This window comes from Candidatus Merdisoma sp. JLR.KK011 (assembly GCF_036941125.1).
Classification (GTDB): Bacteria; Bacillota; Clostridia; order Lachnospirales; family Lachnospiraceae; genus Laedolimicola.
On sequence record NZ_JAYWSZ010000006.1, the window covers coordinates 271635 to 286357 of the forward strand.

Genomic DNA, 14723 nt, shown 5'->3' on the forward strand with positions numbered 1-14723 from the left:
GGCAGGGATTGCTTTGAGAATAGAACAATTGGAAGAAAAGGCCAGACAGATGCGCAGGCTTTGTATGAAAATGTCCTATCTGGCAGGCGGGGAGGGGGCTCATGTGGGCCCGGCTCTTAGTATCATGGACATTATGACGGTGCTGTATTTTGAAGTGATGAATTACCGGGTGGAGGAACCGGACTGGGAGGACAGGGATCGGTTTCTTCTGAGCAAGGGCCATGGAGTTCTTGGGCTCTATGCCCCCCTGATACTTACCGGGCTGATAACCCAGGAGGAGGGAAATACCTTTAACCAGACAAAGACAAGGCTGGCGGGCCATCCCAGCGGAAAAGGGATGAACGGCATCGAACATCCTTCGGGGTCTCTCGGCCATGGTCTGTCCGTGGCCGGCGGAATGGCTTTGGCCGCCAGGATGAAAGCGCGTCCGTATCATGTGTACACACTTATGGGGGATGGGGAGCTTGATGAGGGAAGCATCTGGGAAGCGGCGATGTTCGCAGCAAAATATAAGCTTTGGAATCTAACGGCGATTATCGACGTAAACGGGTTTCAATATGGAGGCGCCACGGATAAACTGATGAAGGCAGGGCCAATCATGGATAAATGGAGGGCTTTCGGGTGGAATGTGTTAGAGGCAGACGGAAACGATGTGGCGCAGATGAAGGAAGCCTTTGACAAGAAACATCTTGTAAAAGATCAGCCCACCTGCATTGTAGCCCGAACCGTCAAAGGGGCAGGCTTCAGCAAAGCCTGCAGCAACAATGATTGGCATCATGTAAAGATCAGCCAGGAGGATCTGGAGCTGGCTTTAAGGGAACTGGAGTAAGGTGTTACGGAACTAAAATAGGAGAATGGCATGAATAGGGTAGATGTATCCAAAATTGGAAACTGGGATATTAAATTCCGCCCAATGTTCGGAAGGATTATTCAAGAGCTGGCGGAAAAAAATGAGGACATTGTTTTTGTTGTGTCGGATTCGGGCCGCGCCTGCCGGTGCAGCGGATTTGAGCGGTGTCCGGATCAGTTTGTTGACTGCGGAATTGCGGAGCAGAATATGACAGGGGTTGCGGCAGGCCTGGCAAGAGGCGGAAAGAAGCCGGTCACCTTTGCCTTTTCCCCCTTTGCGTCAGAGCGCTGTTTTGAGCAGATCCGTGTGGATGTGGCCTACAGTGAGCTGGACGTGGTGGTGGTAGGCAGTGAGGGCGGCATCGGAATGGGAACCCAGGGGGTGACGCATTTTGGCTGGGAGGATATAGCTGTCATGTCCTCCCTTCCGGGAATGACCATATTCTGTCCTGCGGATCATATGGCGATGATCAGTCTTCTGGAGAGGGCGCTTGAGATGAAAGGGCCTGTTTATCTGCGGCTGAACGGCGGCATTCCGGAAAGAATCTATCAGAGCCGGGAACCTTTGGAGCAGGGCGGAGCTGTAGTCTACGGAATAGGGACGGATGTAAATTTTCTTGTATCCGGTCCTCTTCTGTGGGAGGCGCTGAAGGCCAGGAAGCAGCTTGAGGAAGAGGGGATATCAGCAGGTGTGGCGGATATGTTTCAGATTAAGCCCATGGACGAGGCCGTTGTGCTGGAGCTTGCCGCCGCATCGAAGGCTCTTATCACCATCGAGGAGCACACAGTGGTAAACGGCATGGGCAGTATGGCAGCCAATATTCTGGCTGCCCACGGATGCGGCTGCAGACTGGAGAAGATCGGTCTGCCCGATGCTTATCCCCATACGGTTTCGCCTTACAAGGACATGCTGAAGGAATATCATTTTACCGCAGAGGATTTTGCGGCTGCGGCCAGGAAGCTTGCTGCAGGAAAGGAGGGGTAAGGTTGGGATATGATATGGTGACATTTGGAGTTCCCATTATGGAGATTATGCGGAAGCAGCTGGACGCGCCTCTGGAGGAGCCCGGAGACTTTGAGGGGCCGTATCCGGCGGGAGATCCGGGAATCTGTCTGAATGCATGCGTCCGGCTGGGCCATAAGGGCTGTTATGTGGGAGTGGTGGGAAAGGATGCGCTGGGAGATTCCTTTCTGCGCCAGATGGAGCGCAGTGGAATTGATTATACCCGTATCAGAAGGGCGGAAGGCTATACTACCGCATTGTCACTGCTGGCAAAATACAGTGACGGAAGCAGAAGTTTTGTTTTTACACTTCCAACTTCGGCTGCGGCTCAGCTTGGCCCCGAGGACTTTGACAGGAGCCTTTTAAAACAGACGAGATGGCTTCACATATCCGGTTTTGCTCTTTCCGTAAGCAAATCCATCGCCCGGCTTCACGAGATGGCGCTGGATGAAATCAGCGACGAGGTCATGGTCAGTTTTGATCCCAATTACCGGAAGGAGGTCATGGAAAAGGAAGAATTCCGGCGTCTCTGCCAGAGAGCTTATGACCGCTGCAATCTGTTTCTTCCAAGCCAAGGCGAGGCAGTGCTGTTTGAAGAGGCAAAGGATGATGTGGAGGCATGTACCATTGCAGCAGGAAAAGGAAAACGGGCTGCCCTTAAACTGGGAAGAGACGGCGCATACGGCTTTGAGGCCGGGGCGTGTATCCGGGAGCCGGGATTTCCGGCGGAAGAGATTGATCCCACAGGGGCGGGAGATACCTTCAGCGGTGCATTGATTGCAGGACTGATGGAAGGGATGGAGTGGAGGCAGGCGCTGCGGTTCGGGTGTGCGGCAGGCTCTGTCTGTGTACAGCGGAAAGGACTGATGGACATTGCGCCCACACGCAGGGAGATTGAGGCGGTGCTTGCGGCGTCGGGATAAAGGGAGGTGATTTTACATGTTTTTTATAGGAACGGATATCGGCACTTCCAGTACGAAAACCGTGATAACAGATGAGAACGGAACTATAATCTCCTCGGATGTACGCCAGTATGGCGTTTTAGAACCTCATCCCTCCTGGGCGGAGCAGCATCCGGACGTATGGCTGGATGCAGTAAAAAGCACCATTCGAAATGCTGTGGATAAGGGCGGCATAAATCCCGGACATGCTGCTGCACTATGCATCAGCGGCCTGTATGGAGGGAGCGGAGTTCCCCTCGATAAGAATATGGAGGTTGTACGCCCCTGTATGATCTGGATGGATCGCCGAAGCGGCAGACTCTCACAGAGTTTGCGGGCCCATATTGATGAAAAAGAATTGTTCTCGGTTACGGAAAACGGAATTGACTCGTATTTTGGATATACGAAGCTTCTGTGGATGAAGGAGAACGAACCGGAGCTTTGGAAAAGAACAGAGGTGTTTCTGCCTCCCAACCAGTATGTGATATACAGGCTGACAGGGCAGACGGTGATGGATAAAACAGCCGCAGGAAATCTGGGAGGGCTTTTTGATATGAAGCGCGGCATCTGGTCCCGGAAAATGAGCGAAATGCTGGAAATTCCCCTTACCAAGCTGCCGGAAAGGCTTCTTAAGCCTTATGAAATCGCAGGAGAGCTTTCAAGGGAAGCCGCCGGGGAGCTGGGGCTTTTGGAAGGACTGCCGGTCTGTGCAGGCTGTGTGGACTGTCTGTCTTCCACCCTGGCAGCCGGAGTGACAGGGGAAGGAGAGTGTGCTGCGGTTCTGGCCACCAGCCTTAATTTTGGGGTGATTCATTCGGACATGTCTCCCGGCCCTATGTACATTACAATGCCCTACGTGACGGAGGAGCCGGGGATCCGATACACATATGGAGGAATGTCTACAGCCGGAGCATTGACAAAATGGTTTTCAGAGCAGTTTTCGCCGGAGCAGTGGAAGATAGGAGAGGCTGGAGGGATTCCCTTTGAGCAGCTGGAAAAAGCTGCCTTAAAAGTACCGCCGGGCTGTGAGGGACTGCTGATACTGCCCTACTTTATGGGCGAGAGGTGTCCTATCTGGGATTCCGAGGCAAGAGGCCTTGTGATGGGGCTGAGTCTGAAACACAGCGGAGCCCATATATACCGGGCAATCCTGGAAGCAGTGGGATATGGAATGCGCCATATGGTAGAGACGCTGGAAGAGGATATCAATATGAATGCCTGTTGTAAGCTGACAGGAGGCGGCAGCGGCTCCAGGCTTTGGAACCAGATTCTTTCAGACATTACCGGAAAGACCCTGGTGCGGATGCCCAAAGGGGCGGAGGCGCCTTACGGGGATGCATTTCTGGCCGCCTATTCGGTGGGAAGCGTTCAGAATTTTTCTGATATAAAGGGCTGGGTGAAGGAGGGAGAGACAATCTCTCCGGCAAAAGAGAAAAGTGAATTCTATGATAATTATTTTGAAATTTATAAGCATTTGTATTATGCTATAAAGGAAGACATGCACAGGCTGGCCGGCCTGGGATAAAAACTTAAGGTGGATGGTGTAATACAGATGAATGAGATTAAGATAAAGCTGCAGTTTCTGATTCCGTCGCTGCCCAGGGCAGAAAAAATCGTGGCAGAGTATATGCTGTCACATGCGGAGCAGATTTCCGATATGACAATCGCCATGCTTTCCGAGGAATCCAAGGCAAGCGAGGCGACCATAAGCAGATTCTGTAAAAGGCTGGGGTATAGCTCCTTTGTCCAATTGAAGCAGGACTTTGCAAAGTCCGAGATAGAGGCGGAGGATGAGCATAATCCGAAGCCGGTGTCGGCTAATGATTCCCTTGTGGATATTTTTGATAAGGTTGTCCAGGGGATTCTGCGCTCGCTGAACAATACGCGGACTTTTTTTACAAAGGATTACGATCGGGCTCTGGAAGCCATTATTGGCGCACGGGCAGTCTACTTTTTTGCCACGGGAGATTCCCAGGCAAACTGTCTGCTGGCAAGCTTTAAATTTAATCGCGTGGGAATTCCCACTTATGTGTATACGGATGTGATTTTTCAGTACGAGACAGCGATGCGTCTGACAAAAGAAGATGTAGTGATAGCGATATCCAGCAGCGGCCGTTCCATTAATGTGGTAAAGGCTGCCCGGCTGGCCCATGAGAAAGGGGCCGTGACCATTTCCATTACCCAGACGGGAAATGTGCCTTTGACAAAATGCTCTGATATCAACATTTTTATTTCCGTTGTGGATACAACCATCGGAAGAGACAGTGTGGCAAAGAGAGCGGCGGAGCTGGCCATAATAGAAATGTTTTATCTGGGAATTATAGCCAGAGGACCGCTGGATTATGAGACTATGCTTCAGAATACCATGATGTCATCGGATATGAATAAATAGCACATCTCAGAAAGGAGAGGTGATCATGTACCGAGTTGCAGTGGGGTGTGATCCCAATGCGGAGGCATGTAAGGAAAAGATTATGACTGCATTAGAGCAGTGGGGTTATGAAGTGCTGGACATGGGCAGCGAAGATCCCCTGTATGCAAATACGGCATACAGAGTGGGAAGGGCCGTGACGGAAGGAACCTGCGACAGGGGCGTTCTGATCTGCGGAACAGGTCTTGGAATGTCCATAGCCGCAAATAAAGTAAAGGGTGTGATTGCAACGTTGATCACAGACTGCTATTCGGCGGAACGGGCCCGAAAAAGCAATGATGCCAATGTCGCCTGCTTCGGAGCTTTCACCCAGGGAACGAAGGTGATTGAAATGCTGTTAAAGATTTTTTTGGACTCGGAGTTCGTGCCGGGCTGTGCGTCCCAGGTTAAGGTGGATCAGATCCGCAGGCTGGAAGCTATGTGTGCAGAAGGGTAGAGAGTACGTTCGGAAGTGTTTTACCCTTGGCATAAGGAAGATTTTAAGGAAAAACGGAGGAAACCAGGGATGAACCAGGATATTTTATTCTTTTTTGACAAGAACCCGGAAGCGCTGCCCTTGTACGAGGCTCTGGAGGAGCGGATCCTGTCGGAGATCCCAGACGTGAAGATCAAGGTGCAGAAAACACAGATTTCTTTTGCCAATAAGCACAATTTCGCCTTCGTCTCCTTCCTGCCGGCGCGTAAGGCCAAAGAGCGTCCGGATATTTATATTACTGTAACCTTTGGATTGGGATATCGGAAGGAATCACCGCGGATTGACGCGGCCACGGAGCCTTATCCAAACCGCTGGACGCATCATATGCTGATTTCCCAGGTAGATGAAGTGGACGATGAGCTGCTGGGGTGGATAAAAGAAGCCGGCGTTTTTTCCGCAGGAAAGCGGTGAGAGGAATTCGGCACACCGGAGGAAAAATGATTACCAACGAAAGCATCAATCAAGCCATTGACTATATTTTGCAGCATATTGAGGATGTAACCCTGGAGGAGGCTGCAGCCCACTGCCATTTTTCAAAATATTATTTCTGCCGGCTGTTTAAGGCACAGACCGGGGAGAGCGTTCATGGCTTTATCAAACGGGTGAGACTGGAACAGAGCGCTTTTCGGCTGAAGGTGGAGCAGGAGCGGCCCATTACAGAGATTGGGGCAGATTACGGTTACAGCTCCTCCAATTACAGTACGGCTTTTAGGCAGCATTATCAGGTGGCGCCCATCGCATTTCGCAGAAGTATTTCCTATGATTCCGTCAAGCACCCCTTTTTTCACCAGGAAGAATGGAAGGCGGAGAGCTTTGAGGAGTGTGACAGCAAAATCACCAGGGAAGCGCTGCCTGATTATCATGTGATATACGAAAGGCGGTTCGGGAGCTATGAGGGAATTCGTATGGCCTGGGAGGAGTTCCTGGAAAAATACAGGGCATATATTACAGAGGAAACACAGCTGCTGGAGCGGACCTATGACGATCCGGCGGTGACAGCGCCCGGGAACTGCCTTTATGATATCTGCATCAGCGTGGAGAAGGACTGTCCTCTGGAAAATACGGCGCTGCTGAAGGGCGGCTTTTGTGTGGTTTACCATTTTAAGGGCCATGCAAAATGCATTTACGCCGCCTATCAGACCATTTTCCTGGTGTGGCTGCCCCGGACATCCTATAAACTGGATGCAGAGAGAAGTATGTTTGACGTCTACCATAGAGTGGACAGCGATACCATGTATATGGAACTGGATATCTGCATTCCCATAAAGTAAGGAGAAGAGCTCCCTTCCCTGCCGGCTCCGTCTGCTGAAAAGATACCTTGCCTGTTAAATGCTGCCGGGAAGAAGAGGGCAAGAATTCAGAAGTTTATAATTTAGTTTCTTTTTATAATAGATACCGTCATTTGATAGAAGTGCAGCTGCTTCTGTGAGGTGGCGGTATGATTGTCTGCGGCGTACCTGTATGTCCCCAAAGCACAGGCAGACAAAGGAAAGGAGCTTAGAAGATTATGAACTTAGAAGAAATTCGGAAAAACCAGGCAGGCATGATTCTGAAATTTTCCGTCCCTGCCATTATCTCCATGCTGCTCACCGCATTTATCACCGTAGCGGACGGATTTTTCATGGGAAATTATGTGGGAAAGGAGGGAATTGCAGCAGTCAACCTGGGCCTTCCCATTGTCTATCTGTATCTGGGCGTAGGGCTGATGATTTCCATAGGCGGCGTGGCTATGGCCGGAATGGCTCTTGGAGCAGGCCAAAAGGAAGCCTCCAATCATATGTTTCGTCAGACGATTGCTGCTGCCATAGCAGCCTCCCTCCTCTTAAGCTGCGTGATGCTGTCAGTCTTTACGCCCATGCTGTCTTTTTTGAGGGCGGAAGGAGAGGTGGGCCGGTATTTTCGGGAATATTATTGGATTATGCTGCTGGAGCTTCCGGTTATGGTGGTGAATTCCTCCTTCGGCATGTTTATCCGGGGCGAGGGGAATCCCGGTTACTTTCTCAAGGTAACGGTTCTAAACGCCCTGCTGAATGTTGTTTTTGACTATCTTTTTGCCGGCTGCCTAACCTGGGGAGCTGGCGGAATCGCGGCGGCGTCCCTTCTGGCTGCGCTGGCTTCTCTCTTGTGCATTCTCTGGTATTTTTGGAAAAGGGCCAGTATTTACCGTTTGGGATCCTTCCGCTTTTCGTGGCCGCTGTTTGTGAAGAGCATGTTAAACGGAAGCTCAGAATTTATTGGGGAAATGTCCACAGGGCTTGCCATGTTTGCCTACAATTTTGTGATTATGAGGAAAATAGGCGTGGACGGAGTGACGGCATTTACCATTGCCGGATATGGGGCCTATGGCTTCAGTATGCTGGTGGTGGGCTTTGGACAGGGGGCCAGTCCGCTTATCAGCTTTGCCTATGGCGCAAAAGAATACGAACTGGCCGGGGCGCTTCGGAAGAGAACTAACTGCTATGTGTTCTGGGCTGGGGCGGCGGTATTTCTGGCAATGTCGGCGGCTTCCGGGTGGTATGGCAGCCTCTTTGTGCAAAATGAAAAGATTGAGGAAATGGTATGCTCGGGAATGATGATTTTTACAAGTGCCTTTTTCTTCGCCGGGATCAACGGGATTACTTCTTTTTATTTTACGGCAACAGGGAGGGCTCTGGAATCGGCGGTTATCTCTCTTTCCCGGGGGCTTGTGGTTCTTCTCATCTGTATAGTTACCTTGCCAGCGCTGTTTGGAATGACCGGCGTGTGGATGGCGGCTCCGGTGACAGAGGCAGTGACACTGGTAATTACGCTGGTGTTTCTGGGGAAGGAAAAGCGCCCTGCATCGGGCCGGAATGCCTGACGGATGTGGGACGCTGGAAGAGTTGGCGAAATTTTCTTTCTTGCAGCTGATGCCTGTTAATATGATTGCATATAGAAGTCAGTATGGGAGTGTGAATCCAGTGGGGATTATCGCCCAGGCGATGGTGGTCATATTTAGTACGTTGATGGCAGTAGTGTATTGTAAAATAAAAAATAGAAAACAGAAATGATATTAACATTATTTAGATAATGTATTCGCTCTCTTTATTGACGTATTTTGTGAGAGAAGATATAATTATTTGAACATAGATGATAAATGAAAGGTATACAAGAAATGCTGATTGCAGATAAAAGAGATTATAGAAGAGGGTACGAGAAGCATTACCAATCATATAAACGACTTAAAAGTGAAAATGCAGATATAAACAGCAGAAGATTACTATTGATTTATAGTGTGGAATGCGGTTTGAAATATAAGCTATTAGATAGATGGAACGAGAAAAATCCTCAAAAAATTTTGGAAGGCACTGATGATAAGAAGATAAAAATGTTGAAATCTCATAATTTGGAGAGAATATTAAAAGAGTTAGGACAGCAGGGAAATTTTAAATTTCCACGATTAAAAACGGCACATAGAAATATTGTAGACGCTGAAACTTATCATCAGCTTTACCGATACTGTATTAACACACAGGAAAGACAATTAGACAAGGAAGAAAAGATAGAGGACTCATTAAATGATATCGCTTGTTGGATAAAGGAAGGGATGAGAAGACAATGATGCTATATACATGGAAAGACATAGAAAGAGAACTGTTGTTAAATAAAGATAAGTGGCATGGAGTAATTTATGATACTGAAATATATACCGATGAAATAATTATTCATTTAAAAAAGGGGCAATCTGAGGAGGGCGCTAAAAAGATATTAAGAGAGATCTTTAGGGAAAAATACGATGGCGAGAAAATATTGCTGGATTTATCAGCTGAATATTTAGGTGTGCTTTTTGAAAGTGATGAGAATGAGGAAAATGATAATGTAGTCACACCGCTTTTTAGGAATGTTTTGTACCAGAAGACAGCGTATTTTAACGAGTTGATAGAAAAGGAATTACCGGGAGTACCTGTTCTTGCTTTTCATTCGTACAAGGGAGGGGTAGGACGTACATTATCTTTATTGGCTTTTGTTAAAGCATGGTCTGAGCTAAACAATTTAGAGAGTGCCCAAAAACTTCTTGTCATTGATGCAGATATTGAGGCACCGGGAATTACATGGCTTACTATGAAGCAGGAGGAAACAGCATTTAGCTTTTTGGATCTTTTGGAAGTTACACAGGAAAAGGATAATGCGGATGAGATTATTAAGTTAATTGCAGATAAAGTATCGGAACTGACTGTTAAAATAGAAACAGAACGGGGAAGGGCAGAGCATATTGTTTTACCAACATATAGATATGTGGAACAGTTGCTTGATATGTATGCAAGTCCCGAAAGTCTTGCTATTAGTTATAATAAAAAATATATTTTAGCGGAAGTTTTATCAAAATTGGGAAAGAAAGTAAATGCAGGGTTGGTGCTGATTGACTTGAGGGCGGGATTAAGCGAGTTTTCTGCGCCGTTACTTTTTGATCCTAGAGTAAAAAAATATATTGTGACATCAACATCTTATCAGTCTGTTAAGGGAACAGAAATACTTTTACAACAATTGAACAAAGGTTTGCCTTTAAATGAGAATTCCAAAATACCCGAGGTTTTACTGACTATGGTGCAAAATGGAATGAATACAGATGAAATCGTTAGCGAATTAGTTGCTGTTTATCATTCCAATATAGCTGAGAGCGATGATTCTATAACGGACAATATAGTGACGGAGCTTCCATTTGCAAGTGAATTAGTACACTTAGAAACGTTGCCTAAAATAATGGCAAATTTAAGCGGCAGAGATTTCTACAAAAATATTTGTGAAATAGTTAAAAATAGTTATATGGTTTCAAAAGAAACAAAGAGTGATGGTTTAAAGATATCAAGAAACAAAGTGATAAGTAATATTCATGAGTTTGCAGCAAACCAAATTACAGCAGAAGGAGATGGAGCATTTGAAGTATTGATGACAGAGTCAATTCAGAATTTAATTAGAAAATATAAAAATAGTATTCCAAATACAGTAATCATGGGCGCAAAGGGAGCAGGTAAAACATTTCTATATAGAGAAATATTAAGGGAGCAGTATTGGGAAAAGTTCGTTGAACGAATGAGCAAAAATGAACCAGTATCGAAAGATCCGGGTGATGATACATGTATACTGGCAATACCTCTTTTGGCTTCAGGTAATGCGGGAGGATTTACTGGGGTTATTAAGAACGCCATAATTGGTTACAATAAATGTGGAATGAAAGGGGAAATTAATAATTCGGTATATGTGGACAGTAAAGATATGCTGTTAATGCATGTGAGAAAAACCCATGATATTTTGGAGTGGAAAGAGATATGGAAAAAAGTTATTTTAAGTGCATTTGATAAAGCATATCATTCATTAGCAGAACTTGAAGAGGAATTGCAATATAAGCATATCAAGATTGTATTTTTACTAGATGGGCTGGAAGAGATTTTTGAACATACAATATCGTCGGAAAACGAGAAAAATGCGATTAGGGCATTATGCAGAGATCTGGTTGACGAAATGAAAGTAGCTTATCATCATGTGGGGCTTATGATATTTTTGAGAAAAGATATGGCACGAGATTCATTAACAATTAATTATGAACAATTTTATTCTTTATATCGTGCCGTTGAATTGCAATGGTCTAATACTGAGGCATTAAGATTGGCAGCATGGCTGACGAGTCAGGCAGTACCAGATTTTTATTTGGGAAATATACCAATTGAAATTGCTTCGGGAGAAGTAATAGAAGAAACGCTTAATAGATTATGGGGAGTTAAACTGGGAAAGCCAACATCTAATGAAGCAAATTCTTCAAGATGGATTTTGGCGGCATTATCAGATTTTAATGGACAGTTACAGGCGCGTGATATTATCAGATTTTTGGAGAAAGCAACTGACCATGTGGGCAAAGCAGTGTATGATGACAGATATTTAATGCCTACAGAAATAAGAAAGGCGGTTTCAGAATGTTCTAATGATAAGATTGGCGAAATAAGGGATGAAATTAAAGCATTAGGACCGATTTTTGACAAATTGGAACAGGCATCGGAAGAAAAAAAAGTTTTACCATTTGCGGCGGATACATTTAACTTTACGCAGGCGGAAGAAAAGATTATGAAACAGGAAGGTTATCTAAAAATAGATAATGATCGATATTATTTACCTGAAATTATTAGACATGCCTTAAAGTTTAAGTATGAAAAAGGTGCACGTCCCAAGGTGCTGTCTTTGTTATTGAAATAGGTATTGATTTAGAGTTCATGGAATTGTTAAGGGTTATCCATTTATGCAAGTGGTTTGTAACCATATGGATGGATTTTTTTTAAAAAGTTGAAAAAGTTTTTGTCATTAACTTGACACAAGCCGGACTTAAGGCGCTGGAAGAGTATATTCTTTTATATAGAAGAAATGGGATTGACGCAATGCGTTTATGCTGGTATAATAGCCAATATAGACGCATTGCGTTTTTGGCTGAGAGGAAATAGAAGCTTAAGATGGAGGGAAAAAGCTGTGAATGCGGACGGAAGGAAAAGGGAAAATGCAGGAATGGAAGACAGAGAGCGGCTGATTCAATTAAAGGAATCCTCCGGCATGAACTGGAAGGAGTTTGCGGAATATTTTGAGATCCCCTACCGTACCATGCAGGACTGGGAGCACGGAAAGCGGTCTATGCCTCATTATCTTCTGCGGCTGATGGAGTATAAGATGCGGATGGAGAAGCTGGGGGGAGGGCATAAGAGTAAGTAGAAGCTTGATTCTGTTTATTCCATAAGAACCCCCTTTTCATTCCAAAATCCCAATCAATCCCCTGCTTTTGCCGATATACAATTATATTGTCCCCATAAACCGGCCTGCCTTATCCGCCAAGGCATCCTGCCGGCAATCCGAATGAGGTGAAGCGTGTGTACATAGCAGTTGTAGATGACGAGACGGTCATTTGTGAACAAATAAAAAACTTAATCCAAAAGGCCCGGCCGGACAGCAGGATTACGGTCTACACCTCCGGCCAATCTTTCCTGGCAGCAGGAAAGCCTTTCGATCTGGTATATCTGGATATTCAGATGGAGGGAATGACCGGCATGGAGGCGGCCAGGGAGTTTCGGAAAGTACAGCCCGACGCCGTACTGATTTTTGTCACAGGAGCAAAAGAATATGCGCTGGAAGCCTTTGACGTGTCGGCCTTTCATTACCTGCTAAAGCCTTTGGAAGAGACAAAGTTCATCCAGGTATTGGAGCAGGCAGGAGCGGAAGCCGAAAGACGCAGATCCGGAAGAAAAGAACGGATTTTCCTCCGGGCCCGGAATAAGACTGTGGCTCAAAGCGATATTCTCTACATCGAGAGCCGGGGAAAGAAGGTAGACATTCACACCTTAAAGGAGACATTTACGATCTACGGCTCTATGAACGAGCTGGAAGCACGGCTGGGCGGCAGCTTTTACCGCTGTCACAGAGGATATCTGGTAAATATGGCTTATATCACCGAATACGGCCCGGACAGAATTACGCTCACAGGGGGAGATGAGGTTTATCTGACCAGGAAGAAGCATGGAGAATTTGTAAAAGCCTACATGTGGTATCTGCAGAACGGAGGCGTGTCCAGTGTCTAGAACCATTGAGATTCTGTTTCAGCTTTTGGAGCTGCTGCTTGTGCTGGCACAGGGGTATTTTCTCCAGTATTTTTTCGGAAGCTTTCTGGAGCCCAGAGGAAGGCTGCGCCATACGGGCTTGTATGCAGCAGTTTCCTACACCGTAATGCGGAAAGTCCTGGACTTCCTGTGGCCTTCGGAATATACAGCGGCTTTGATGCTTGGAAAGCAGCTCCTGTCCCTGTTGCTGCTGGCTGCCCTTGTTCTGTGTTTTTATAAAGCCTTCAAAGGCATTACTTTGTTTCTGACAGCAGCATTTCAGGCTGTCCGGGATATCAGTGTCTTTCTGGCAGTGACTCTGCTGGAAAAGCCGTCGGATGCTGCATTTGCCCTTTTGGAATGGTGCGGAGGCAGAGGAATGCTCTTTTCCGTTTCGGCCTGGGAAAAGGCGCTGAATCTGACTGTGGGAATCCTGCAGGTACTTCGCACTCTCTTTGTCCTGGCGATTATGGGCCTGGCTTTAAAACGGATTGTAAAAGATTACAGGGAAAAGGATGCTTCGGCAGGGAGGGAAGAACTGCTGTTCATTCTGATACCGGCCCTCACCGGCTTTACGCTGTGCATGCTGCTTCGGGCGATTATGATTACCGTGGAAGAGGACATTCCCGTTCTTCTGTATCAGAAGTATCCGCTGCTTGTCTTTCTGCTTCCGCTGGTTCTTCTCTTATCGCTGCTGTCCATTCTCCTGGGAGTGCGCACCTTTCAGAAAATGGTAAGCTTAAGCAGGGAGAAAAACAGCCGGATGATACTGGAAAAGCAGGTGGAGGATATGCAGGAACATATGCGCGGGCAGGAACGCATCCATTCGGGCTTGAAAAGCATCCGGCATGATATGAAGAACACCCTTGCGGTGATAACAAGCCTCACCGGACAGGAGGAACCAGGGAAAAATGAAGAACTGCAGGCATATCTGACGGCTCTTGGACAGAACGTGGAGCGTCTGGAGATTCCGTTTCTCACGGGAAACCAGGTAGTGGATGCCCTTCTTCATCAAAAATCCCAGGAGGCGCAGGAGCGTCTGCCGGATCTGGAGCTGGATACAGAGCGGCTTATCTTCCCTGAGCATTTGTCAATCCAAAGTTATGATCTGGGCATCCTCTTAGGAAATGCGCTGGACAATGCATTTGCAGCCTGTGTGAAGCTGAAAAGCAGGGAACCGGAGGCCGGGATCTTTATCCGTCTGATTTCCTTTCAGAAGGGAAGCCTGTTCTTTCTGCGTGTGGAAAACAGCTTTGACGGAAGCCTTATCAGAAAGCCTGGGATGGAATTTCCGATGACGGATAAGGAGGAGAGAGAGCTTCACGGGATTGGAATGCTCAATATGAAGCATGTAGCCGAAAGCTATCAGGGAACCGTAGACTGGAATGCAGAGGGCAGGGTCTTCACCCTGGCCGTAATGCTCAAGCTGAAGAACTGA

Annotated in this window: 14 protein-coding genes; all 14 read left to right on the forward strand. The window is 46.9% G+C overall.

The genetic code is table 11. From position 1 onward, the window contains the following. Positions 1-13: 13 nt before the first annotated feature. The 14 genes from VV089_RS24740 (at position 14) to VV089_RS24805 (ending at position 14723) form a co-directional block, all read left to right on the forward strand. A complete protein-coding gene (locus VV089_RS24740) occupies positions 14-829 on the forward strand; it encodes a transketolase (protein WP_334337790.1) in 816 nt (271 codons plus the stop codon). Positions 830-859: 30 nt separating this feature from the next. Further along, complete coding sequence (locus VV089_RS24745; protein WP_172542992.1) at positions 860-1834, forward strand: transketolase family protein; 975 nt, start codon at positions 860-862, stop codon at positions 1832-1834. Positions 1835-1836: 2 nt separating this feature from the next. Beyond that, positions 1837-2775, forward strand: a complete 939-nt coding sequence (locus tag VV089_RS24750) for a carbohydrate kinase family protein (RefSeq protein WP_334337791.1) — start codon at positions 1837-1839, stop codon at positions 2773-2775. A 16-nt stretch (positions 2776-2791) separates the two neighbouring features. After that, entirely contained in the window at positions 2792-4318 is a 1527-nt protein-coding gene (locus VV089_RS24755) for an FGGY-family carbohydrate kinase (RefSeq protein ID WP_334337792.1), read from the forward strand. 9 nt (positions 4319-4327) lie between these two features. Beyond that, on the forward strand, positions 4328-5185 hold the full coding sequence (locus VV089_RS24760) for a MurR/RpiR family transcriptional regulator (RefSeq protein ID WP_334337793.1): 858 nt from the start codon (positions 4328-4330) through the stop codon (positions 5183-5185). Between the two features lie 25 nt (positions 5186-5210). Beyond that, positions 5211-5660, forward strand: coding sequence for an RpiB/LacA/LacB family sugar-phosphate isomerase (locus tag VV089_RS24765; RefSeq protein WP_172542996.1), 450 nt, complete (start codon positions 5211-5213; stop codon positions 5658-5660). A gap of 69 nt (positions 5661-5729) precedes the next feature. After that, on the forward strand, positions 5730-6110 hold the full coding sequence (locus tag VV089_RS24770) for a DUF5655 domain-containing protein (protein WP_334337794.1): 381 nt from the start codon (positions 5730-5732) through the stop codon (positions 6108-6110). Between the two features lie 26 nt (positions 6111-6136). Next, entirely contained in the window at positions 6137-6970 is an 834-nt protein-coding gene (locus VV089_RS24775; RefSeq protein WP_172542998.1) for an AraC family transcriptional regulator, read from the forward strand. A gap of 236 nt (positions 6971-7206) precedes the next feature. After that, positions 7207-8538 carry an MATE family efflux transporter gene (locus VV089_RS24780; protein WP_334337795.1) on the forward strand — a complete coding sequence of 444 codons (1332 nt, stop codon included), beginning with the start codon at positions 7207-7209 and terminating at the stop codon, positions 8536-8538. A gap of 294 nt (positions 8539-8832) precedes the next feature. Continuing rightward, on the forward strand, positions 8833-9279 hold the full coding sequence (locus VV089_RS24785; protein ID WP_334337796.1) for a hypothetical protein: 447 nt from the start codon (positions 8833-8835) through the stop codon (positions 9277-9279). After that, positions 9276-11903, forward strand: a complete 2628-nt coding sequence (locus VV089_RS24790) for a KGGVGR-motif variant AAA ATPase (protein WP_334337797.1) — start codon at positions 9276-9278, stop codon at positions 11901-11903. Before VV089_RS24785 ends, VV089_RS24790 begins: the two co-directional genes overlap by 4 nt. Before the next feature lie 267 nt (positions 11904-12170). Then, complete coding sequence (locus tag VV089_RS24795; RefSeq protein ID WP_334337798.1) at positions 12171-12407, forward strand: helix-turn-helix domain-containing protein; 237 nt, start codon at positions 12171-12173, stop codon at positions 12405-12407. A 155-nt stretch (positions 12408-12562) separates the two neighbouring features. Continuing rightward, positions 12563-13267: a LytR/AlgR family response regulator transcription factor gene (locus VV089_RS24800; RefSeq protein WP_172543000.1), complete on the forward strand. Its 705-nt coding sequence runs from the start codon at positions 12563-12565 to the stop codon at positions 13265-13267. After that, positions 13260-14723 carry a sensor histidine kinase gene (locus tag VV089_RS24805; RefSeq protein WP_334337799.1) on the forward strand — a complete coding sequence of 488 codons (1464 nt, stop codon included), beginning with the start codon at positions 13260-13262 and terminating at the stop codon, positions 14721-14723. The genes VV089_RS24800 and VV089_RS24805 overlap by 8 nt, the downstream gene beginning before the upstream one ends.